The sequence below is a fragment of the Chryseobacterium sp. Leaf405 genome, assembly GCF_001425355.1.
Taxonomy (GTDB): Bacteria; Bacteroidota; Bacteroidia; order Flavobacteriales; family Weeksellaceae; genus Chryseobacterium.
The window spans coordinates 128,970-154,000 of the sequence record NZ_LMQN01000017.1; the positions used below are offsets into that span (position 1 = coordinate 128,970).

Here is a 25,031-nt window from a genome sequence, read left to right on the forward strand (position 1 = left end):
TGTTAACAATATTCTTTAAACTGATTCAAATCATTTATGGAACCAGTCTAATCACACGATAACCTGTATTTACATAAGCTCCGTTTGCTTTAGCTTTTACAAACTCAAATTTGGTAGCCAACTGAGTCTGAACTTTATTAATTTGTCTGAAGATTTCTCCTTTTTTGTTTTCTCTGGTCAACATATCGTTTACGACATCAAAACCTACAATCGCATATCTAGGAGGAGTTTTACAGTATTTACTTTTGTATGCAGCAAGAATTTCTTTTTCAAAATTTCCTTCTGTATTGATTTTTCTATCCATCAGATAAACCAGATTTGCCTGACTTAAATCATCTACTCTTCTCTCGAAAACAGGAGCATAATACATACTAAATGCTTTTACACCCTGAACTTCTTTTGACAAAGCAATTACTTTATTGGCAAAAGCTTCACCTGCGGCATCATTATCAGACGCCAAAATTGCGATTACAGGAGCAGATTGCCCCGTCATCATATTCTGATCAAGCTGAATGTCTGCAGGAGAATTTACGACTACCACATTTGCATTTTTTACTGCTTTTTCAATTCCTGCCTTAATATAATTTGCATTTTCCTTTTTACTGTCTGCAACTACATAGATTTTCTGATCAGAATAAGCGGCTTTCACTTCATCTACAATTTTATCTGCATAGGTTGCATCACTGGTTTCAATAATAACCAGATTGCTGTAACCATACAGTTCCGGAGAGTTGGCAAAAGGTGCAACAATCGGGATTTTCTGATTTTTGGTGAAATCTAAAACGTCAACAACATTCGACTTAAAAAATGGCCCGATAATTAAATCTGTATTATCAGGATTTATCTGCGTTAATGAATTTCTGAAAGATGCTTCGTTTCCTGAATCCACTATTTTTATATCTAATTTTTGTCCGTTTCTGGCATTTCTTTCGATCGCAAGTTTTGCACCTGTCAGGAAATCTATTGCCATTGCTCTGTACTGGGTTTCACCTGTACTGTATCCGAAAGGAAGCATTATCACAACGCTTAATGCATCACCGTTTTTCTTAACGTAAGCAGGATCCAGTTTTTTAATTTTCAACACCATTCCAGACTTTAATCCGTGAGATAATTCCGGGTTTAAAGCGATTAACTCATCAATGGTAATTCCGAATTTATTAACAATAGAAAAAACCGTATCGCCAGACTGAACCGTGTAGGTCACATAGTCGTCTGCTACCACTGTATTGGTATTGGAAGAAGATCTTTCGTTTCCGGAATCTACTTTAGCCTTTGAATTTGTTTTCTCTTCAAAAACTGCAGTTGCCGTATAAGTTGCTCCAGATTTTTTTACTTTAATAGATTCTCCCGGTTTTAAACCTTTATCTTCCAATCCCGGATTTAAAGCAAAAAGTTCTTCTTTGGTAATATTGAACTGTTTAGAAATTCTGTAATAATTATCCTTTTGCTGAATAACATATTCATTATCTGAAACCGTGGTTTTTGTTGTATTTTCAACAGGTTTTACAGTTGTTGTCACAACATTCTGCTGATCTCCGCCATATTTTTTTATATTTTCTAAAGGAAGAACAACTTCATCACCTATTTTTGTATGAGAATCCAATTCAGGATTTAATTTTCTCAAATCAGTTTCAGAAATATGGTACTGTTTTGTGATTCCGTAAACCGTCTGTTTAGGCTGAAGAATAATTTTCCCCAGCTGAGAATTGTTTGTCGGTTTTGCAGCGACCACAGGCTTCGGAGTTGAAGCAGGAGTTTTATCGTTTTTAACCGTCAAAACATCACCAAGTGCCAGCTTTCCGTCTTTTACTTTAGGATTCAGCTTCAGCAGTTCATCTACCGTTATTCCGTACTTTTTGGCGATATTATACGGAGTATCTCCTTTGATGACGGTGTGTGATTTCTGAGCTGAGACACCCAAAAACAGACATAAACTTGATAGAACAAAAAACCTCTTTAACATATTTGATGATTATGGTTACAAAAATACTTCTTTAAAATTAAATGGCAAGAATTATTAGTTTCGACTCTCTTATTTCCATTTCTTCTAAACAAGTCTCAAGCCAAGAATATCCATAATCTGCGAAAAATACGCTAAAATTATAAACCCTTTCCTGCCATGTTTTAGAAGGATGTACATCTAAAAAGATATTTTCCAGTCTTTCTAATAATTCGTTTTGTTTTATTTTTTCTGCGTGAAGAAGGCGTTTTTTAAGTCTTTTAAAAGATTTCAACTGACGAACTTCTTCGGCTTTCACCATATTTCCAAAAGATTTTTCGGTGGTTTCGGCGATTGTTTTTAACTCAGAAAACTGGTTTAATAAAATATTTTCTTTCTCATTCAGCAATTTCAGAATTTCGTTATTATCTAATACCTTTCCGTTGGTAATTGTTGTGAAGTTTTGAAAAAAATCTTCAATTTTAAGATCTAATTTTTCAATTTTATTTAAAGTTTTTTCCTTTAAAAATAACATCGAATTTCTGGGAATCAGAATTGGGAAAGGAATATTGATTTTGGTGAAATAATCTTTCAATTCAAGCCAATACATAATCTCTGCGTTTCCACCGATATAAGCCAGATTTGGCAAAACTGTTTCCTGATAAACAGGTCTCATTAATGCATTCGGGCTGAATTTTTCAGGAGAATTTTCCAATTCATTTAAAATTTCTTCTTCTGTGAATTGAATATTTTTATCAACAATATTATAATTCTGTCCGTCGAAATCTATTCTGTCGCGCGTTTCTGAAAGATAAAACAAATTAATTTCACGCGGATTAACCTGAACTTTCCCGTATTTCTTTGTTAACAAGTTTACTTTTTCCTGAGAAGTTTTATGCAAACTGAAATTCAGTAATTCGTCTCTGAAAGTATCTTTTATCTGATTTTTTAATTCCTTAGAATCTCCATCAATAATCAGTAAACCAAAATCTGAGAACAATCTGTTCACCAAAATCTGAATCGCTTGTGTTAAAGTATTTCCCGGTGTATACGCTTCTTTCAACATTAAAATCAACTCCGTTCCAAAAATAGAATCCTTGAATTCTTTCTCAAATTCTGAAATGAAAAAAGTATCGTTGATTTTTATTCTTCCGACTGCCCCACCCGATTTTTCATTGATTTCGTAGTAATTATTTTCGGTTTTAAAATGATTGATTTCGACAAAATCATGATCTTCCGAAGCCATCCAATAGACAGGAACAAAATTAAAATCAGGAAAATTTTCCTTTAAATAAAAACAGGTTTTAATCGTCTGTAAAATTTTATACACGAAAAAAACAGGTCCTGAGAAAAGATTCAATTGGTGACCGGTAGTAATCGTAAATGTATTTGGACCTCTTAAATTCTCTATATTTTCGATTTGTTTTGAAGAAAGTGTAAGACCGGAAAGTTGCTTATCAAAAATACTTGACAAAACATTTCTTTGATCTGATGTAAAAGAATTCTGCTTTAAATGAATCTGCTTTTTAAAATTATCTAAAGAAAATGTGCTTTCTTCAAACCCCTCAATATCGTGATTCAAAAAATCTTTTATTAATTGAGGAATGCTTTCTATATCGTGAAATGATATTTTATTGATTGTTTTCAACTTTGATTAAATTTTAGTTGAACAAATACCAAACAATCCCAATATTTAACCTGAAATCATACACCGGATAACTTGGAAATGCGTAGGCTTTATTATTTGAAAAAACAGTCCCGATCTGTTGTCCTTCGATGAAAAAGAACATTTTTTTAACTTTTAAATTAAAATAAATATCGGCAATCGGCTGTCCTCCAATTGAAAATGAGTTGGAGTTTGGTAAAATATATTCGTTAATAATCGGGAAATATTGTCTGGACGCAAATTTTGAAAAATAATAAATCTTAATTCCCGCCTGAATTTCTCCCGCTTTTTTAAATGCTTTTGACTGATAAAAAATATTGGCACGACCGATGAATCCGGGCATTGGCAACAAATCTTTATTGGTAAGTGCATTCTGAAACTGCAATCTTGTATTCAAATGAAAACTTCCATAACTGAAAGTTGCATCACCTCCAATCTGAGAAATATTCAGAGAATTGGCACTTTGTCTCGGCATTGCTGCAGCATCAAAATAGGTGTAATTATCAATTCTGAAATAATTGGCAAATAGTTCTGTCTTAAACCATTTTAGATTAATACTTCCACCTAATTCAGTGACCGCCTGATTTTTAGCATCCTGAAGATAATAATTGAAATTATTGTAATTCGAAGTATTAATTAAATAATTGAAAGATGGGTAAACACTTTGAAAATTACCTTTAAGCGTAACAAAATAATCTTTAATGGGCTCAAATTTCAAATTGTTTGTCGTTCTTACATAAGTTCCGAATCGGCTTCCATTGGAAAATTCTGCAAATGAATTCAACTGAAATTTATCGAAAAGTCTGATCTGTAAATTCCCAACCGCTCCAATTCTACTTTCTTTTAATTCTGTCGGAATTTCTAAGAGTGGTAACACAATTGAACTGCTTCCAAATTTTAACATCTGATAACGCACTCCCGCATCAAGCTTAAATTTTTCATTATCCCAAACCAAGCTCACTGTATTGCTGAAATTGTCGGAATACTTTTTTGACTGAAGCGGCGCACCTTCAACGAGTTCTGCAGGACTGTCGTACCAATAAGCTTCTGCTGAGGTTTGATTATAGTAATATTTATTTCCCTGATGAGAAATCGTGTGTCTGATTCTGAAAGGGTATTTTTCCGGATTAAAAGGTGTAAACTGATGCGTCAGATAATATCTTCTGTAAGAAAACTGTGAACTCGATGCTGCAAGATTTACCTGCATATTCTGCCTGTTGCTGGAGTTGCTGTCACCATTTAAGAAGAGACTGTCTACAGCAATTCCTCCATTTTCCTGATTGTTGACATTTTGATGTAAATAATGTGCGAACAATTCGTAATTTCCACTTTTGGAAACATAATGACCTGAAAATAACGTATTATTATTTGCGGCTAATGTATTTCTGTACATTCCCTGAGAACGCAATCCCATATATTCCACCGCAAAGTTGAATCTTTTCCCAATATTTTGAGTATATGTAGACTTCAAAGCAGCCCCGTTTTTCATTGCATTATGATAAACGAAAGTTGCTGTTGGTGTTTTAACATCATAGTAATGAATATCATCAATTCCTAAAATTCCGTATGATTTGTTGGATGGCAATAATGATAAATTCTGCTCGGCATCGACTTCATAAGATAACGGATTAAATCCAGCACCTATGTTAGCAACCTGAGCTCTTCCAAAATTATCTCTGTTGTTATATTGTGAGAAAATATAGGTTTTATCGAAAGTCATTACAGTATCAAATACCTTTTTCTCTCCAAACTGTTTTTGGTACAGATAGTCATTAATTGTCGGTTTAAAGATTTTTAAAGAATCTTTCTTTCCAGAATCGATTACCAAAGTGTCTTCTTTCTGATCCGGAAGTTTGTTGGAATCTGTCTTATTCACAACCTGTGCTTGAGCCGTGAGACTGAAGAAGAGTATTATTGAAAGTATATACTTCATGCTTTATTTATATTTTCAAACTTCAAAGTCAAAACAATTTGCATTGAAATTTTGTAAGGCAAAAATAAGAAATAATAGGGAATAAAAAACCCACATCTATAATGTGGGTTTATGTAAAAAATATTCAATTTAATTTTGATTATTAATAACCAGGATTTTGTTGAGCATTCGGATTAGCCGAAGTTTCTTTTACTGGTATAGGTAAAGTATACTTATAACTATTATTTGGAAGATTAGTTACTGGAACTGTATCATCTATTTCATTTCTATCCATAGTAACACCTGCCAAAGTAGCCAGTCTTTTTAAGTCTAAATAACGGTGTCCCTCTAATGCTAACTCAATCCTACGCTCTTTTAAAATATCAGAATATGCAAATTGTGCATTAGTATAAAGAGGAGTTGTTGCTAAATTTGCGTAATTTCTCGCAACTCGTACTTGTTGGATCAAATCATGAGCCACAGTTAGATTACCTGCTGCAACTTCAGCTTCAGCTAAAATGAAATACATTTCTGACAATCTAAATACTTTGATATCATTTCTCGTTGCCGCACTTGTTTTACCCGGATATTTATCAATAATTAATGCATCGTCTAACGGGTCTTCATTTGGATCCTGATAATTGGGATTTGGTTCTGAAGATGGATCCACATAAGCGTACTTTCTGATATCTCCAGGGATATTCTGAAATAGATTGTATAGATTTCTTCCCCATACCCACATTGGTACTCCATTAATACTAGATTGATTAGTATTCCATCTAGTTCCGATACTTTGTCCGGCTCCTAAAGGAAGTCTATTGAGAGAAAATATAATTTCTCCCCTTGCAGAGTCATTCCATAAGTTTCTGTAAGGATTAAATGAAGATGCAGTTGCATAGAACGCAGTATTCCAAGTTGCTGAACCTATTGCAGGATCACCAGTTGGTTGAGATGGTGTTGCAACAGTAAGAGAAAGCCCAGAGTTAGTAATCACATCTTGAGCATATTGTTTTGCTAAAGCAGTATTTCCTCTATATAAATTAAAACGAGCACTAAGTGCATTAACAAAACCTCTACCTACAATATATCTAGACGCAGCAGTATTTGAATATGTTAATATTGCTCTTGCATAATCTAAATCTGAATTAATCAGATCATAAACATCTTGGTTTTTAGCTCTTGGTAATTTTGCATCAGTAGCAGGAACTCCGGGTACAATGATTACTCCTAAAGCATTAGGATCTTTCATATTAGTGGAAAAATAAGATTCCAGCTGAATATAGCAGAAAGCTCTTATGGCTCTTGCCTGAGCAATAATACTGTTATATGTACCTTGCTCAACCGTAGAAGTAGGTGTAATGCTTTTTGCACCTTCTAACAACCTATTTACTCTATTAATAACTCTATAATTATTAAGCCAAATACCATCGCTAGTTGTTGTACTTACAGTACCACCACCAACAACCTGAGTAGCAGGATCTAAAAAATATCTATGTAATTCGAATTCTTGGCCCCCACTTCCGAAACCTGGTTTCAGCTCATCAGTAAAAACTCCAGTAAAATATATTTCATCGATCGGATCTAATTGACCGTAAATAGATCCGTTCAACACGTCATTTAAATTTGAAACACTCGTATATACTTCTTCTTCCTGTAATTCACCAGCTTGCGTAATATCAAGTGCATCACGACAACTATTCAACATTATAGATGCTGATGATAATGTTGCCACAATTAAAACTGTATTTATAATTCTTTTCATAACTCTATCTATATATTAAAAATCAACATTAACTCCAACTGAGACTGTTCTAGGATTAGGATATACATTCAAAGAATAATTGGTAATTGGCTCTGGATCAAACCCTTTCCAATCGCTCCATGTATATAAATTTTCTGCTTGTACAAATACCTTGATTCCTCTCACTGGTAACTGACCTAACTGCTCTTTAGTAAAACTATATCCTAAAGAAATATTTTTAAGTCTTATAAAATCTGATTTATATAAAAACCTATCAGAAGAACCATCTAGGCCAGCATTTGCAGCTCTTAATGCAGGTACATCAGAACCTGTATTTTGGGGAGTCCATGCATTTAATAAATTAGAAGATACATTAATATTATTAGCAGCATAATTAGGATTCATAACCCATGAATATAAGTTATCATAGATGTATCCACCTTGTTGGAATGAGAATAATGTATCTAAAAACCATCCTTTATGCTGGAAATTGAAACCAAAACCTCCCGTAAATTTAGCATAAGGTGATTTACCTGTTAATACTCTATCTGCCGAGGTTGGAGTCTCAGTAGAATTTCCATTCTTATCTAAAAATAACATGTTTCCATTTGCTGAATTAACTCCAAGATATTGATATAATTGATATTGGCTAGCTGGCCCTCCAATAGCATTAACAATATCATCTGATAAATCCTCATTGCTCATTGACACAATCTTATTAGAATTATAAGATGCATTTACAAAAACTGACAATTTAGTATTTTCTGTTTTTATTGCATTGTATCTGATTAAACCTTCAATTCCCTTATTGTCAAGAATTCCATCATTCCCTCTAAAAGAATACGTTCCTGTTATAGCAGACCTCTGCAAGTCATTAAACATTCTCGTCGTTCTTTTTTGATAGTAATCAATACTACCTTCTACAATGCCTTTATAATTATAATCTAAACCAATATTTGACTGTTTTACCTGTTCCCATTTTAAATATGGATTAGATAAGTTTACAAAATTATATCCTAATAAATTTTGATAACCCGAAACCCCTGAATAAAGATCCAAGAAATTATTAGGAAGTAAAGCCAAAGGATTTTGGTTATTCGCAGAAATACCTAAATTTTGATTTCCTGTTGTACCTATAGAAGCTCTTATTTTAAGTAATCTGAATCCAGAGTTCTCCATAAAATCTTCTTTATCTATGTTCCATCTAACAGCCGCTGACCAAAAAGTTTCCCATCTATTTGTCGGCAGAAAACGATAAGATCCATCTCTTCGCACAACTCCACTTATTCCATACTTGTCTTTGTAATCATAATCAACAGTTCCGAAATATGCCAATGTTCCTGCAGTTATCTTTGACGCAGATACAGTTGGTCTATAAATATTGGGTGTATCTGGATTAAACGGAATATATCCTGTACCAGCACCAAAAGACCATTGTAATGGATTTAATCCATTTTGTACCTGTTGATTAGTCATTACATGTGCCTTTATATAATCCATATAGGCAGCCGCAGAAATCGTATGATCACCAAATGTCTTATTAAATGTAATATTAGTAATATTATTAAAAGTTAAGTCTTGAGTTGTTGTAAATTGCTCAAATCCTCCATATTTAGCTCCCTGCCCCGTCGCAACAGAAATTGCTAAATATCCTTGTGGTGATCTGGCAAATATTCTTTCATATTCTTTATATTCAATACCTGTTCTATTTCCAACACTTAACCAGTCAGTCAATTTATAATTGACATTAGCATTAGCAGAAATACTTAATTCCGTAAATCTATTTTTAATACCACCATTAATATTATCCTGAAGAATATATGCTCTATTAGCAGCACTACTTTGTCCTATAGCATTAAATAATTCTTGTCCATTAGCATATGGAGATGGAGCTACATATGTAGGCGATAGTACCCCCCCAAATAATGGATTTTGCAAAACGTTACCAGCAATACCTGTATTAGTTTCATCATCTAATTGATTTCTTTTAGAATACCCTAAGCCAATTATTGAACCAAATGTTAATCTCCCATCTTTGGATTTCCCATTTAAATTATTTCTTAATGTAAATCTTTTAAAATCGGTTGATTTTATAGTTCCTTCACTATCTAAATATCCTAATGACAAATAATTATTAATATTTTCACCTCCACCAGTAATCGCTAAATTATGTTGTTGAGATACACCAACTTTCGTAAATTGCTTATTCCAATCAGTATCTATCGCCCAATTATCAATTTCATCTTGTGTTTTAGTATTTCCAAAACCGCTTTTTAAATTTTTTTGAACTTGTAACATCTGTCTTCCACTAGACATATTATAATCAGTCTTAGGGAATGTAGAAAATGACGTTAAAGCATCATAAGATACTCTTAGTCCAGAATTAAATCTTCCTCCTTTTGTTGTTATTACAACAACACCATTCGCAGCCCTATTACCATAAATAGCAGTTGCCTGAGCATCTTTAAGAATACTGAAAGTTTCAATATCATAAGAGTTAAGGTTTCTAAACTGGGAACCAGAAGTAATCACTCCATCAACTACATACAACGGATCAGTAGAGCCATTTAATGAACTCATACCTCTAATTAAGATATTGAATTTTCCAGAACCTGGAGATCCTGATGCAGAGTTTACGACAATTCCTGGTGCAGTACCTTGAATTGAATTCAACACAGAAATGTTGGGTCTATTTTCTAAAGTTTCAGATCCCACCGTAACAGATGAAGTTGTCGATTTAGCTTTTGTTGATGTTTTACTGTATCCTAAAACAACTACCTCTTCAATCTTCACCTCTTTAGTTGAATCGTTGGTTTTCTTCTGAGCTAATACAGCTTGCCCCGTAAAAAACAAAACTCCAGCCGTTATTACACGTAATTTCACATTCATATTAACAAATTTTAATATTAAAGAATAGCAAATATGTTAATAAATTTTAACATCACCAATTTTCTTAAACCTAATCATTAAGCGTATATTTTGATAGATAGATTTTTACATACGGTAATAATAATGATTAGTTGAATCTTTATTATTATGTACTTAATTATGAACAGACATTAAACATCTTTAACTAAATTTTGTCATTATGGTGTTTATTTATTTAGAAGACTTATAAATTACCACAAAAGCAATGCGTAGCATTGTTTATCTTTATGATAGTCTACATATTATTTTAGTATTTTTATAATATTTATTAATTATAATATTATTTTCAATGAAACAAACACTATTTCTCTTAACATTTATAGCATCCAAATTACTATTAGGTCAACAAACTTTATCCGTAAACAAAGTAACCGGTGACCAATCAGTTTTTTCAGGAATCGTTTCTACTACAGGAAAAAATTTAAGTTATGATGAAATACAAGGCTCTCCATATTTAGATAAAAATTTCTATCAGGCTAGAGTTGCTACTGATTATGAAGAAGTACCTGTAAGATACAACAGTTATAAAGATGAAATTGAATTTCAAAAAGATGGCAAAGCGCAAGTTTTGCCTAAAGATGAAAAATTTTCAAAAATAGAAATAAAGTCCCCAATACAAACATTTATTCTTTTAAAAGGACAAGATGACATTGCTGGATATTTTATAGAATTAGTAAATGGTAAAAATTCCCTTTATAAAAAAGTAAAAACAATTTTTAGAGATGCTGTTCCAGCGGCTAATTCATATGCTTCTGATAAGCCTGCACAATTTAAAATACAAGATCCGGTGTATTATATCAAAATAGAAAATTCATTTATAAAGAAACCTAAAAATCAGAAAGAAATTTTAGAACAATTTCCAAACAGAAAAGAAGAAATAAACACATTTTTTAAATCCAATAAAATCAAATTTGATAAAGATGAAGATTTGATAAAATTAGTCACATTCCTCAATCAAAATTAAACAAAAAACCACCCCAAATAAGGGTGGTTTTTTGTTTATATCAAAAATTAAATTATTTTAATTTTTTCTTAACAGCTACTTCTTCATATACTTCAAGAATATCACCACTTTCAATGTCGTTATATCCTTTTAAGTTCAATCCACATTCGTAACCTTTTGTAACTTCTTTTACATCGTCTTTGAAACGTTTTAAACTTTCAAGTTCACCATCGAATTTAACGATACCATCTCTTAGTAGACGTATTTTAGACTGTCTTGTAACTTTTCCGGTAAGAACCATACAACCTGCGATTGTTCCCACTTTAGAAATTTTGAATACCTCACGGATTTCAACGTTACCGATTACCTGCTCCTGAATTTCCGGAGAAAGCATTCCCTCCATTGCTTCTTTTACTTCGTCGATTGCCTTATAGATGATAGAATAAGTTCTGATCTCAATTTCCTCACGATCTGCAAGTTCTTTTGCATTAGCCCCGGCTCTTACGTTGAATCCGATGATAATCGCATCCGACGCTGCCGCTAAGTTAATATCAGATTCAGTAATTTGTCCGACACCTGAGTGAAGAATTTTAACACTGATTTCTTCTGTTGATAATCTCTGCAATTGATCAGATAGTGCTTCCACAGAACCATCCACGTCACCTTTAAGGATAATGTTCAATTCTTTGAATTCACCTAAAGCGATACGTCTACCCAATTCTTCAAGTGTCGTATGTTTTTTAGTTCTGATTGATAATTCTCTCTGAAGCTGCTCTCTCTTATTGGCAATAGCTTTACCTTCACTTTCGTCAGCATATACACGGAATTTATCACCTGCTGTAGGTGCTCCGTCTAAACCTAAGATCGTTGCAGGAATTGATGGACCAGCCTCTTCAAGGTTTTTCCCTCTTTCATCAAGCAAAGCTTTCACTTTACCATGATTCTTACCGGCTACTACATAATCTCCAACTTTTAAAGTTCCGGATTGTACCAACATTGTTGCCACATAACCTCTACCTTTATCTAAAGATGCTTCAATTACAACTCCTGTTGCAGCACGTTCAGGATTAGCTTTTAATTCAAGCATTTCTGCCTGTAACAATACTTTTTCTAATAAAAGATCCATATTATTACCCATTTTAGCTGAAATTTCCTGTGCCTGTACATTTCCACCCCATTCTTCAACTAAAACCGGTGGGTTTAAGCCTGAAAGTTGCTGACGGATATTATCCGGATTTGCATTTGGTTTATCAACCTTGTTGATTGCAATAATCATTGGCACTTGCGCAGCCTGAGCGTGAGCAATTGCTTCTTTTGTTTGAGGCATTACATCATCATCCGCAGCAATTACAATAATTGCAATATCGGTAATCTGTGCACCTCTTGCTCTCATCGCTGTAAAGGCTTCGTGACCTGGAGTATCTAAGAATGTAATTCTCTGACCATTTTCCAATTTCACATTATAAGCACCAATATGCTGCGTAATCCCCCCTGATTCACCCGCAATTACGTTAGTTTTTCTAATGTAATCCAATAGTGAAGTTTTACCGTGGTCAACGTGTCCCATTACAGTAACTACAGGAGCTCTTGATACTAAACTTTCTTCAGTATCGATTTCATCTTCTGCATCTGTTTCTTCAAGATCTGCATCAGAGAATTCGATTTTGTATCCAAATTCGTCAGCTACCAATAATAAAGTATCCGCTTCCAATCTTTGGTTCATGGTAACCATTACACCTAATGAGAAACATGCAGAAATTACTTCTGTAGGAGAAACATTCATTAAACTCGCCAATTCACCAACAGTGATGAATTCCGTTACTTTTAATGTTCTGTCTGCTGCATCAATTTCCTGCTGACGCTCATCCTGTTCTCTGCGGTAATTTCTTTTGTCTTTTCTGTGTTTAGCAGATTTAGATTTACCTCCTTTATTGGTTAATTTTTCAAGGGTTTCCTTGATCTGGTTTTTAACTTGCTCATCCGTTAACTCAACAGGCATGGTTCTCTGACCTGGTCTGTTATTGTTTCCAAAACGGTTTCCTCCGCCTTGTCCGCCCTGACCTGGTGGACGATTTCCCTGACCACCTTGACCTGGTGGACGATTTCCACCTTGGTTGTTACCAAAACGGTTTCCTCCGCCTTGTCCGCCCTGACCTGGTGGACGATTTCCTTGTCCACCTTGACCTTGAGGACGGTTACCTTGTCCACTCTGTCCCTGAGGACGGTTTCCTTGGTTGTTACCACCTTGGTTATTGTTGTTATTTCCGCCATGCTGATTATTGTTTCCACCTTGTTGGTTGTTATTACCACCAGGTTTTTCAATTCTCTTTCTTTTCTTTTTAGCTTTAGGCGCAAATTGTGTTAAATCAATTTTTTCTCCAACGATTTTAGGACCGTCAAGTTTTTGATAAACAGTTTCAATTTTTTGAGGCTCTTGTGATTCCTCTGCTGGTTTTTCAGCTTCTGCTTTTACCTCAGCCGGTTTAGCCGCAGGTGCAGGCGTTGGTTCCGCAACAGGTTTTGGAGTTTCTTTTACAGGCTCCGCTGCTACTGGTTTTTCAACAGGTTTTTCTTCTGCTTTTTTCTCCTCCACTTTGGGTTTATCTTTTTTAGCTGGTCTATTTCTAGATTCTATCTGAGACAAATCTATTTTATCCAAAACTTTAAATTCCTGTTTTTCAGGAACTGCTTTTACTTCAGGCTCAGGTGTTGTTGGCACCACTACCTCTTCTTTCTTTTCTTCAACAACCGGTTTTTTCTCCTCAACCACAGGAGCTGGTTTTTCAACAGGAACTTCTTCAACCTCAGGTTTTTTAGACTCTAAGTCTATTTTACCTAAAATTTTAGTTTCTGGTTTATTAGCTTTAGCTCTTATTACTTCAGGGGCTTTCTCAATTTCCAATTTTTCTTCCGGAACTTTGGTAATCACCACCTCATGGGATGCTTTACGCTGTTCGCCGTCTTTGGCAAACTCAGCCTCCAATGCAGAATATGCCGCTTCTTCTAATTGAGCGTTAGGATTGCTTTCAACCTCGATACCCTTAGCCTGTAAAAACTCTACTAATCTGGACATCGAAATATTGAATTCCTTAACCGCTTTATTTAATCTTATTTTTGGCATCTATATTATTTACTGTTTTTTTTAATTCTTAAAATTAAAGTATTTCTTTTTTACTGTTTATTAAAATTTATTTAAAAATCTTAATCTTCAAACTCTTCTTTCAGAATACGTTTAACGTCTTCAATGGTTTCTTCTTCAAGATCTACCATATTAAGAAGGGTTTCAGTTTCTTTATCCAAAACTGATTTTGCAGTAGTAAGACCTACTTTTTTAAATTCATCCAAAATCCACTGCTCGATATCGTCATTAAATTCTCTCAAATCTACATCGTCATCCTCGCTAGCTTCTCTATACACATCAATTTCATATCCTGACAGCCAAGAAGCCAATCTGATATTCTGTCCTTGCTTACCGATTACTTTAGAAATATCTTCAACCGGCGTATATACTAATGCATAGTTTGTATCCTCATTGATGTCAATTTTATTGACTGTTACATTTCCTAAAGCTCTTTTCACCAAGATTTCAGGGTTTTTCGACCACTGAATAACATCGATGTTTTCATTTTTCAACTCTCTTACCACGCCGTGAATTCTTGAACCTTTCACCCCAACACAAGCTCCTACAGGATCTATTCTGTCGTCGTAAGCATCTACTGCAATCTTCGCCTTCTCACCAGGAATTCTTACTACTTTTTTCAGCATAATCGTTCCGTCCTGGATTTCAGGAATTTCCAGCTCCAATAATTTCTCTAAGAATTTAGGTGCAGTTCTGGAAATAATAATCTGTGGTTTTGAACCTTTAAAGTCTACTGTTTCTACAATGGCTCTGATATTTTCACCTTTTTTGAAGAAATCAGAAGGAATCTGGTTCTCTTTAGGTAAAATAAATTCGTTTCCTTCATCATCCAATAGGATTACGTGTTTGTGACGAATATGGTGAATTTCCCCGATTACAATTTCCCCGATTCTGTCTTTAAACTGCTCGTACAACATAGCATTGTTGTGTTCCTGCAATTTCGTAGCCAAAATCTGTTTCAAAGTAAGGATATTTCTTCTTCCTAACTGAGCAACAGGAATTTCCATTGTAAAATCTTCTCCCACTTCAAAAGTAGGATCAATCTTTTTTGCTTCAGAGATTTCAATTTCCAGATCATCATCTTCCGACATTTCGTCTTCTACGATTGTTTTATTTAAAAATATCTGAAAATCTCCTTTATCAGGGTTTACAATCACATCAAAATGATCATCCGAATCAAATCTTTTTCTCAAAAGTGTCTTAAGAGAATCTTCAATGATTGCCATAAGATCGATCTTGCTGATCCCTTTTTCGTCTTTGAAATCACCAAAGGATTCAATCAACGCTATATTGTCCATCTTTTCTTTTTTCTTTTAAAATTTAATTGTCACTAATGCTTTCTTAATCTCAGAGTAAGGAATTTCTTTTTCCTCCTCCACATCCACTTTTCCTTTGCCTACTTCTTTCGGCTTGCGATAACGCAGAATAAGTGTGATTTTTTCTTCATCCACTTTTACCAGTTCACCGTCAATTTCTGCAGAGTCATTTAATAAAACTTCAATTTCTCTACCTATATTTTTAGCAAACTGTCTCGGAGTTACGAGAGGTTCGCTTAATCCCGCTGACATTACCTGCAAGCTGAAATCATGCTCCTCACGATCCATATTGAATTCTATTGCACGGCTTGCATCAAGGCAATCCTGCAGAGAAACCCCGTTATCTCCATCTAAAATCACCGTAATATCATCCCCTGCAGAAAACTTTAAATCAACAAGAAATAAATCTTTTCTGGTCTCAAGGAACTCATTTAATAATTCTTCAATTCTTTTTCTAAACTCCATACGTTATTTAAAATCTTTGATTTACCGTACGAAAAAAGGCTTTCTTTCGAAGGCCTTCCCATGTTTTCCCATAAATCCAATGCAAATATACGACTTTTTCTTAAAAATGCAAAACATCTTATTATCAAGCGAGTAAGTTAATTTTTATTTACATTAAATTAAAGACTGTAATGATGGTATTTTTACTATTTTTGTCACTTAATTTAAAAACATACATTTTGAATATAACGATTGTAGGAACAGGTTATGTAGGTCTGGTTACAGGAACCACCCTAGCAGAACTTGGCAATTCAGTATACTGTGTAGATATTGATGAGAAAAAAGTAGAAGGTATGAAAAACGGCGTAGTTCCCATCTATGAGCCGAACCTTGAAGAGATGTTTCTGAGAAATATTCAGGCAGAAAGATTATTTTTCACGACTGATTTAAAAGAAGCATTAGACAAAAGCGAAGTGATTTATCTGGCTTTACCCACTCCTCCCGGAGAAGACGGTTCCGCAGATCTTTCTTATGTCATAAAGGTAGCAAATGATATCGGTAATATGATGACAGATTATAAAGTTGTCGTTAACAAAAGTACTGTTCCCGTTGGTACGGCCGATAAAGTAAGAGAAGTTATTTCTTCCAAAACTCAAATTCCTTTTGACGTAGTTTCCAATCCTGAATTTCTAAGAGAAGGTTTTGCCGTTGAAGACTCTATGAATCCTGCAAGAGTGGTAGTAGGATGCAGTTCTGACACAGCAAAAGAGGTGATGGCAAAAATTTATCAGCCATTTACCAATATTGGGATTCCTATTATATTCATGGACGAAAAATCTTCTGAATTAACAAAATATGCAGCCAATTCATTCTTAGCCGTAAAAATTACGTTCATGAATGAAATTGCTAACTATTGCGAAAAAGTAGGCGCAGACGTTGATAAAGTAAGACTTGGAATGGGAAGCGACGACAGAATCGGACACAGGTTCTTATTCCCAGGAATAGGATACGGAGGAAGCTGTTTCCCTAAAGATGTGAAAGCATTAATCAACTCAGGAAAGCAGGAAAATTTTAATTTCCAGATTTTAGAAGCGACAGAAAATGTAAATATTGCCCAAAAAGTAATCTTAGTTTCAGAAATTGAAAAATATTTCGGAGGAAACATCGAAGGAAAAACAATCGCAATGTGGGGATTAGCTTTCAAAGCAAATACAGACGACATTCGTGAAGCCTCTTCATTAGATAATATCGCTTTATTGTTAGAAAAAGGAGCAAAAATCATTGCTTACGATGCCATTGCAGAAAGTAACGTTCAAAAAACCCTAGGTGATAAAATTCAATATGCGAAAAGTATGTATGAAGCGTTAGAAAATGCAGACGCTTTATTTATCGCAACAGAATGGCCTGAATTCAAAAATCCAAATTTTGAATTAATGGCTGATAAAATGAATAATAAAGTAATTTTCGACGGAAGAAATATGTATCCGTTGGAAATTCCCGAGCAGAATGGTTTCTTTTATAAGAGTATCGGACGTAAAACAATTGTAAATTAAAAAAATGAAAAATATAATCATTACAGGAGGAGCTGGTTTTATCGGCTCGCATGTTGTAAGAGAATTTGTAAAAAACAATCCTGATTCTACGATCATCAATCTTGATGCGCTTACGTATGCAGGAAATCTTGAAAACCTTAAGGACATTGAAAATGAGCCTAATTATGTTTTTGAAAAAGCAGACATTACAAAGCCCGAGGAATTAAGAAAAGTTTTCGAAAAATATAACCCAGATGCTGTAGTACACCTGGCGGCAGAAAGTCATGTAGACAGAAGCATCACAGATCCGATGGCGTTCATTAATACCAATGTAAACGGAACTGCCAATCTTTTAAATCTTTGTAAAGAATTCTGGACATTAAATCCGGATCACACGCACGGAAGATTTCCAAATGAGAAAAGGACAAATTTATTTTATCATGTTTCAACAGATGAAGTATACGGAAGTTTAGGCGAAACAGGATTTTTCTTAGAAACAACTGCTTACGATCCTCAATCACCGTATTCCGCTTCAAAAGCAGCTTCTGACCATTTGGTGAGAGCTTACGGAAATACATATGGAATGCCGTTTATCGTTTCAAACTGTTCAAACAATTATGGTCCGAATCACTTCCCTGAAAAACTAATCCCCCTTTGTATTTCAAATATTCTTAATGGAAAACCATTGCCAATCTACGGTGATGGAAAATATACAAGAGACTGGTTATTCGTAATCGATCACGCCAAAGGAATTCATCAGATTTTTAATGAAGCTAAAACGGGAGAAACGTACAATATCGGAGGTTTCAATGAATGGCAGAATATCGATTTAGTAAAAGAATTAATTAAACAAATGGATGAAAAGCTTGGTAATCCCGCGGGTCATTCAGAAAAATTAATTACTTATGTGAAAGACAGACCGGGTCATGATAAGCGATATGCTATTGATGCGACTAAGCTAAACTCAGAACTTGGATGGAAACCATCTGTGACTTTTGAAGAAGGTTTAGCACAAACCATCGATTGGTACCTGGCAAATAAAGAATGGCTGGAGCACGTTACGAGTGGTGACTACCAGAAATATTACGAGAAGCAATATAACTAAAAGATGAAATCCGTTTTATTTTTCTTCTTCATGCTTTTTTCAACACTGGGATATTCTCAGGGGCGAATTGCACCACCGGCAACGTCAAATCTTTCAAAACAAAAATTGATTGACGAACTTATAGAAGTTGCCCATTATAAGGAATCTGTGCTGAATTATTCAAAATTTTATCTCGAACTTAAAATGTTTGATTATAATGTTGAGCCTCCAAAACAACTCCTTACAGAAGAAGAAGCAAAATCTATCATCCGTAATTTTAATTTCGGTGGTTTAAAAACTTCATTCTACAGTGTATTTTCATTTATTTCAGAAGAAAATTTGAAAGAATTAATCATTTTTTACAAAAATATAGGAGGTAAGCTCTCAAATAATAATTCGATATTTTTAATGAGTCCGACATTGGATTTAAATATTAAAAACCAGCTGGATTACGCTATAGAAAATCTCAAAAAACAACAAAAATGAAAGGAATAATATTAGCCGGAGGTTCCGGAACAAGACTTTATCCTCTTACTATCGCCGTAAGTAAGCAATTAATGCCTGTTTACGACAAACCAATGATTTACTACCCATTGTCAACGTTATTGTTGGCGGGGATTAAAGATATTTTAATTATTACAACTCCACACGACCAGGAAGGTTTCATCAAATTATTAGGAGACGGTTCACAAATCGGTTGTAATATCGAATATATGGTTCAGCCAAGCCCGGATGGTCTGGCTCAGGCATTTATTTTAGGAGATCAATTTATTGGAGATGATGCTGCAGCATTGGTTTTGGGTGATAATATTTTCTATGGTTCCGAAATGGGAACTTTGCTTAAAAACAAAACAAATCCGGACGGAGGTGTAGTTTTCGCTTACCACGTTTCAGATCCTGAAAGATATGGTGTTGTAGAATTTGATGATGATTTTAAGGCAGTTTCTATTGAAGAAAAACCTTTACAGCCAAAATCAAACTATGCCGTTCCCGGATTATATTTCTATGATAATGACGTTGTGGAAATTGCGAAAAATATCAAACCTTCCCCAAGAGGCGAACTTGAAATCACAGATGTGAACAACGTTTATCTTCAAAAAGGAAAACTGGAAGTTGGTGTTCTCGACAGAGGCACTGCCTGGCTGGATACAGGAACATTTGATTCCCTTAATGATGCTTCAGAATTTGTAAGAGTAATCGAAAAAAGACAAGGCTTCAAAATTGGATGTATTGAGGAAATCGCTTTCCGAAACAAATTTATTAACGAAGAAAAATTATTAGAAACGGCAATTAAATATGGCAAAAGCGGATATGGTCAATATCTGAAACAATTAGTTAACAAATAATAGATTTTTTAATAAATCGTAAAACTATTTGCAATAAAACCAATAGTTTTTGTTAATAATAACAAATATTAATATATTAGTTGTTATTTTCCTATTACGTATGAATAATAATTCATAAAATTGGAAATATCAGATAATATAATTATTATACATTTGCATTAAATTTTTACACAGATGAATGAACCACAACAAAAGTGGACCGAAACGATTGGCGCCGACCATTCCTTATTTGACCTAAAACTCAAAGAAGTATGGAGATATAAAGATCTTGTTTACATGTTTGTAAAAAGAGATTTTGTATCAAGTTTTAAGCAAACAATCTTAGGACCAATTTGGTTTTTTATTAATCCCATTTTAACGACAATTGTTTATTTAATTGTTTTCGGAAGAATTGCTAAACTTCCGACAGACGGTGCTCCTCCATTACTTTTCTACCTTGCAGGAATTACACTTTGGAATTATTTCTCATCATGCCTTTTAGGAACTTCTTCTACATTCGTAGGAAATGCCAGTATTTTTGGAAAGGTATATTTCCCAAGGTTGGTTACGCCTTTATCAATTGTAATTTCCAATCTTATGCGTTTTGGAGTTCAGTTTTTATTATTCATTATTGGCTGGGTTTATTATTTATCTAAAGGTGAAATACATCCTAATCTTTGGATTTTAGCCACCCCATTTCTTATTATTCTGATGGCACTTTTTGCTTTAGGCGTTGGGATGATTTTCTCGGCACTGACGACAAAATACAAAGATTTGAGCATGCTGTTAGGATTTGGTGTAAGTTTATATATGTATGCTACACCCGTTATTTACCCAACTTCAGCCCTGCCCGGATTCTTTAAGAATTTATCATTTTACAATCCTTTAACAGGTATTTTTGAATGTTTCAAATATGCATGGCTAGGCGTTGGAGATTTCTCTCCGCTCATGTTGATCATCAGTACTTTTATTATTCTTATTTTGTTGGTAATCGGTACATTCATTTTCAATAAGGTGGAAAAGACATTTATGGACACTGTTTAAAAAATTTATTAATTCCCAAAATCAATTATACAAATGCTGGCTCTAAAAGCAGAAAACATATCAAAACAATATCGCCTCGGTCAAGTAGGAACAGGCACTCTATCCCACGATCTCAACCGATTCTGGCATAAAGTGAGAGGAAAAGAAGATCCTTATCTTAAAATCGGTGAAACCAATGACAGAACGAAAAAAGGGAATTCCGAATACGTTTGGTCGCTTCGTGATATTAATTTTGAAATCAAACAAGGCGATGCAATAGGTATTATCGGAAGAAACGGAGCCGGAAAATCAACTCTTTTAAAACTTTTAAGCAAAGTAACAAAACCCACCACAGGGCAAATATATACCAACGGTAGAATTGCGTCCCTTTTGGAAGTCGGAACAGGATTTCACCCAGAAATGACAGGTCGTGAAAATGTTTTTCTAAACGGCGCAATTCTGGGAATGACCCGTAAAGAGATTTCAAGAAAATTTGATGAAATTGTAGATTTTTCAGGAGTGGAACGATATATTGATACTCCTGTAAAAAGATATTCATCAGGAATGTACGTCCGTCTTGCTTTTGCAGTTGCCGCTCATCTGGAATCTGAAATTCTGATTGTAGACGAGGTTTTAGCGGTAGGTGATGCAGATTTTCAGAAAAAATGTCTGGGAAAGATGAATGATGTTGCAAAAGGAGAAGGCAGAACCATACTTTTTGTAAGTCATAATATGACCGCTGTAAAAGAGCTTTGTAATAAAGGTATACTTTTAAGTCAGGGGACATTGGCATACGAAGGAGATATGCTGAATACTATTATCGAATATCAAAAAAGCAGTTCAACCACAAGTCATTATCATTATAACGGCAATATTAATGAAGCTTTGGGAAATGAAAATATCAAAATAAAAGAATTTTCTGTACAACCTATTCACGGTAATTTAATTGATATAGATTCAGGAGTTCATGTAAAGCTGGTTTTCGAGAATTACTGTCCGAACATCACACTTGACACCACTTTTGAATTAAAAAATTATGAAGAACTGGTTATTTTCCATGTTGGATCTTTTGTTGCAGATAACAATGATTCAAAAGTGGGAGAATATATTGTAGAATTTGATATTCCTTCCGGCTCATTGAATGCAGGAAATTATTATTTTAAATTATATTTCGGAAAAGACCAAAGCGTTCTGATGTACGGAATTGACAATATTGTAGGATTTGAAGTAGAAAATGTAAAGGTTGGAAACAAAATGCATATTTATCCGGGTGTAATAAGACCTAGTTTTGATTATAAAATTAATTTCCATGGAAAATAATAAAGCTCGATACATAAACCTGGATAAAATCGGTAGTTCGTCACTGGGCTTTATTACCGTTGCCGAAAATTTGAAAAATGTTCCTTTTGAAATTAAACGGGTATACTGGACGTATTATACTCCACAAGACGTCATAAGAGGAGGGCACGCACACAGGAATCTTGAACAGATCATCGTGGCTGTTTCCGGTATTATTGAATTTAATACGGAAGATAAAGAAGGAAATAAGGAAACATTTATTCTGGACAATCCGTCTACGGGCTTGTATTTGCCGAAACTGATTTGGCGTGATATAAAATTTTCTCACAATGCCGTTCTTTTATGTTTAGCTTCAGAGTTTTATACTGAAAATGACTATTTTAGAGATTATAATGATTTCAAAAAATATAAATAATGATTTTTCATAAAGAACAAATAATAAATCCTGATAGTTTCAGACAACCTTCTTTTTTTATCAGCCCTTTTACTACTGCTGATTTAAAAAGAAATGCTGATATTGTTAAAAACAGTTCTTTCTGTGAAAAAACAGTCAGCAGCTACAACGATTTTTTCGGACAGCATGAATATTTTTTAAGTGGAAAAGAAGCCATTTTTAAAGCTCTGAGCCATTATGATCTTACAAAAGAAGATGAGGTTCTCATTCTTACTCCGTCTTCAAACCTATATGTGAGCAGCTGTGTCACAAATGAAATTGAAAAAATATGCACTTGGTCCAGAGAAAAATCAGACAAAACTAAACTTATATTTGTAATCCATGAATTCGGAAAGATTTTTCAGGATATGGAGACCATAAAAAATTATAATCTTCCGATTATTGAAGATTGTGCGATGAGCCTGTTTTCTAATAATGCTGATCATCATATTGGCAGTTACGGAGATTTCACCATTTACAGTCTTCCTAAATTTTTCCCTCTACAGTTTGGTGGAATTCTGAAAATCAATAAACCAGATTATGTAGTTATTGAACATAAACCATATCATGATTATCTTCAAAAGCTGGTCATGCATTATCTGGATGATGCCACAAATATTATAAATAAAAGAAAAGATAATTATAATTATCTACTATCTGCTTTAAGAAGATTGGGTTTTAAAAACTTTACAGAATATTCTGAATTTGAAACTCCTTCTGTCTTTATGTTTGAAAATAATGGTTTACATCTCTCAGATTTTAAAATCTTTATGCAGAAAAACGGTGTCGAATGCAGTATATTTTACGGAAAAGATGTCTTTTTTATTCCCGTACATCAAGCTTTAGGAGTATTTGAGATGGATTATATTATTAACCTTATTGAATTTTTTATCCATGAAAATAAGTAATATTTCTTTAGGTGAAAATGTCATCATTGATCCTTCTTCATCAATAAATAATGTAAAAATTGCAGACAATGTTAAGATTGCAAAACTTTGTAGTATTTACGGTTCAGAAAACAACCAATTGGAAATTGGAGAAAGTTCTTATGTAGGAATGTTCAGCATTCTTAATGGTTTTAAAAAGAAACTTACCATCGGCAAGCATGTTTCGATCGCTCAAAATGTGAACATTATGACTGATTCCGGACCTAATGCAAGTGAAGAAATGCAAAAAATTTTCCCGCTGATTGAAGGCGAAATATCTATAGGCGACCACAGTTGGCTCGGAGCTAATGTCGTCATTATGCCGGGAGTACAGTTAGGTAAATTCTGCGTGGTAGCTGCCAACAGTTTTGTCAACAAAAGCTTCCCGGATTACTCGATGATTGGTGGAAATCCTGCAAAACTTATAAAAACACTTCCAAACCCCGATGAAATTTGAAATCGTAAAATACAACAGTTCCCATAAAGACGAATGGAATTCATTTATATCAACTTCAAAAAGTGGCTTTTTCCTTTTTGACAGAGATTTTATGGATTATCATTCTGACCGGTTTACAGACCATTCTCTGATTATTTTTAATCATAATAAAATCGCAGCCGTGTTTCCGGCAAATGAATTAGACAAACAGATCGTTTCCCACGGAGGACTTACCTTTGGATCATTAATTATTTCGCATTACGCAAAAGCCAGCGAGGTTCTGAAAATCTTTAGCGAAATAAAAAAATATTATCAGGAACAGTCTTTTGATGAAATAATTTACAAGGCAATCCCTCATATTTTTCATAAATATCCTGCGGAAGAAGATTTATATGCATTGTTCCGTCATGAAGCTTTAATTTTCAGAAGAGATATTTCATCGGTTATCGACCTCTCCAATCCGATCCGTTTTTCCGAGACCAAAAGACAGTTGGTGAGAAAATGTGAAGAAAAAGGAATTACTGTTGCTGAAACTAACCAATTTGAAGAATATTGGAGTCTGCTTGCGTCCGTTTTACAAAAATTCGATGCAAAGCCTGTACATTCCTTAAAAGAGATTACTTTACTTTCAAAAAAATTCCCGGATAATATTCGATTGTTTGAAGCAAGAAAAGACGGAAATCTTCTAGCAGGAATCGTCATTTTTGATTTTGGAAATGTAATTCATACCCAATATATGGCGGCATCGCAGGACGGAAGAAAACTAGGAGCTCTTGATTTTATTAATTATACGCTTATCAATCTGTTCGGCAACAAAAAATACTACAGCTTTGGTATTTCTACGGAAAGCCAGGGGAAATATTTGAACGAAGGCTTGATTCAGCAGAAAGAAAACATGGGAGCCCGTGGAATTACTTTAGATTTTTACTCCATTAAACTTTAAAT

Annotated in this window: 19 protein-coding genes; 11 read left to right on the top strand and 8 right to left on the bottom strand. The window is 34.1% G+C overall.

What is annotated here, in order from left to right; all coding sequences use genetic code 11:
• Positions 1–34: 34 nt before the first annotated feature.
• The 5 genes from ASG22_RS17885 to ASG22_RS17905 form a co-directional block, all read right to left on the bottom strand.
• Positions 35–1,963: a LysM peptidoglycan-binding domain-containing protein gene (locus ASG22_RS17885; RefSeq protein WP_055987598.1), complete on the bottom strand. Its 1,929-nt coding sequence runs from the start codon at positions 1,961–1,963 to the stop codon at positions 35–37.
• Between the two features lie 37 nt (positions 1,964–2,000).
• Positions 2,001–3,587 (bottom strand): bacillithiol biosynthesis cysteine-adding enzyme BshC, encoded by a 1,587-nt coding sequence (gene bshC, locus ASG22_RS17890; protein WP_055987600.1) that lies wholly within the window; start codon positions 3,585–3,587, stop codon positions 2,001–2,003.
• Positions 3,588–3,600: 13 nt separating this feature from the next.
• Complete coding sequence (locus ASG22_RS17895) at positions 3,601–5,538, bottom strand: putative porin (protein ID WP_055987602.1); 1,938 nt, start codon at positions 5,536–5,538, stop codon at positions 3,601–3,603.
• Positions 5,539–5,680: 142 nt separating this feature from the next.
• On the bottom strand, positions 5,681–7,279 hold the full coding sequence (locus ASG22_RS17900) for a RagB/SusD family nutrient uptake outer membrane protein (protein WP_055987604.1): 1,599 nt from the start codon (positions 7,277–7,279) through the stop codon (positions 5,681–5,683).
• Positions 7,280–7,294: 15 nt separating this feature from the next.
• Complete coding sequence (locus ASG22_RS17905) at positions 7,295–10,147, bottom strand: SusC/RagA family TonB-linked outer membrane protein (protein ID WP_055987606.1); 2,853 nt, start codon at positions 10,145–10,147, stop codon at positions 7,295–7,297.
• A 328-nt stretch (positions 10,148–10,475) separates the two neighbouring features.
• Here ASG22_RS17905 and ASG22_RS17910 point away from each other — a divergent pair, with 328 nt between their 5' ends.
• Positions 10,476–11,150 (top strand): hypothetical protein, encoded by a 675-nt coding sequence (locus ASG22_RS17910; protein WP_055987607.1) that lies wholly within the window; start codon positions 10,476–10,478, stop codon positions 11,148–11,150.
• A 52-nt stretch (positions 11,151–11,202) separates the two neighbouring features.
• Here ASG22_RS17910 and infB read toward each other — a convergent pair whose 3' ends face one another.
• From infB to rimP, 3 genes are all read right to left on the bottom strand, one after another.
• Positions 11,203–14,250: a translation initiation factor IF-2 gene (gene infB / locus ASG22_RS17915; protein ID WP_055987609.1), complete on the bottom strand. Its 3,048-nt coding sequence runs from the start codon at positions 14,248–14,250 to the stop codon at positions 11,203–11,205.
• 80 nt (positions 14,251–14,330) lie between these two features.
• Positions 14,331–15,566, bottom strand: coding sequence for a transcription termination factor NusA (gene nusA, locus ASG22_RS17920; protein ID WP_055987612.1), 1,236 nt, complete (start codon positions 15,564–15,566; stop codon positions 14,331–14,333).
• A 15-nt stretch (positions 15,567–15,581) separates the two neighbouring features.
• Positions 15,582–16,049: a ribosome assembly cofactor RimP gene (gene rimP / locus ASG22_RS17925; RefSeq protein ID WP_055987614.1), complete on the bottom strand. Its 468-nt coding sequence runs from the start codon at positions 16,047–16,049 to the stop codon at positions 15,582–15,584.
• Between the two features lie 218 nt (positions 16,050–16,267).
• On the opposite strand from rimP, the gene ASG22_RS17930 reads away from it, so the two are divergent.
• The 10 genes from ASG22_RS17930 to ASG22_RS17975 all read left to right on the top strand — a co-directional run bounded on the left by ASG22_RS17930 (position 16,268) and on the right by ASG22_RS17975 (position 25,029).
• A complete protein-coding gene (locus ASG22_RS17930) occupies positions 16,268–17,581 on the top strand; it encodes a UDP-glucose dehydrogenase family protein (protein ID WP_055987665.1) in 1,314 nt (437 codons plus the stop codon).
• 4 nt (positions 17,582–17,585) lie between these two features.
• On the top strand, positions 17,586–18,665 hold the full coding sequence (rfbB, locus tag ASG22_RS17935) for a dTDP-glucose 4,6-dehydratase (RefSeq protein ID WP_055987616.1): 1,080 nt from the start codon (positions 17,586–17,588) through the stop codon (positions 18,663–18,665).
• Between the two features lie 3 nt (positions 18,666–18,668).
• Positions 18,669–19,130 (top strand): hypothetical protein, encoded by a 462-nt coding sequence (locus tag ASG22_RS17940; RefSeq protein ID WP_055987617.1) that lies wholly within the window; start codon positions 18,669–18,671, stop codon positions 19,128–19,130.
• A complete protein-coding gene (gene rfbA / locus ASG22_RS17945) occupies positions 19,127–19,990 on the top strand; it encodes a glucose-1-phosphate thymidylyltransferase RfbA (protein ID WP_055987619.1) in 864 nt (287 codons plus the stop codon). Before ASG22_RS17940 ends, rfbA begins: the two co-directional genes overlap by 4 nt.
• Positions 19,991–20,164: 174 nt before the next feature.
• Positions 20,165–21,013 carry an ABC transporter permease gene (locus tag ASG22_RS17950; RefSeq protein WP_055987621.1) on the top strand — a complete coding sequence of 283 codons (849 nt, stop codon included), beginning with the start codon at positions 20,165–20,167 and terminating at the stop codon, positions 21,011–21,013.
• A 33-nt stretch (positions 21,014–21,046) separates the two neighbouring features.
• On the top strand, positions 21,047–22,312 hold the full coding sequence (locus ASG22_RS17955) for an ABC transporter ATP-binding protein (protein WP_055987623.1): 1,266 nt from the start codon (positions 21,047–21,049) through the stop codon (positions 22,310–22,312).
• Complete coding sequence (locus ASG22_RS17960) at positions 22,302–22,706, top strand: sugar 3,4-ketoisomerase (protein WP_055987625.1); 405 nt, start codon at positions 22,302–22,304, stop codon at positions 22,704–22,706. Before ASG22_RS17955 ends, ASG22_RS17960 begins: the two co-directional genes overlap by 11 nt.
• Positions 22,706–23,632: a DegT/DnrJ/EryC1/StrS family aminotransferase gene (locus ASG22_RS17965; RefSeq protein WP_055987627.1), complete on the top strand. Its 927-nt coding sequence runs from the start codon at positions 22,706–22,708 to the stop codon at positions 23,630–23,632. Before ASG22_RS17960 ends, ASG22_RS17965 begins: the two co-directional genes overlap by 1 nt.
• On the top strand, positions 23,619–24,107 hold the full coding sequence (locus ASG22_RS17970; RefSeq protein ID WP_055987629.1) for an acyltransferase: 489 nt from the start codon (positions 23,619–23,621) through the stop codon (positions 24,105–24,107). Before ASG22_RS17965 ends, ASG22_RS17970 begins: the two co-directional genes overlap by 14 nt.
• The gene (locus tag ASG22_RS17975; RefSeq protein ID WP_055987631.1) at positions 24,097–25,029 is read left to right on the top strand and encodes a GNAT family N-acetyltransferase; all 933 of its coding nucleotides are present in this window, start codon (positions 24,097–24,099) and stop codon (positions 25,027–25,029) included. The genes ASG22_RS17970 and ASG22_RS17975 overlap by 11 nt, the downstream gene beginning before the upstream one ends.
• The last annotated feature ends 2 nt before the right edge of the window (positions 25,030–25,031 follow it).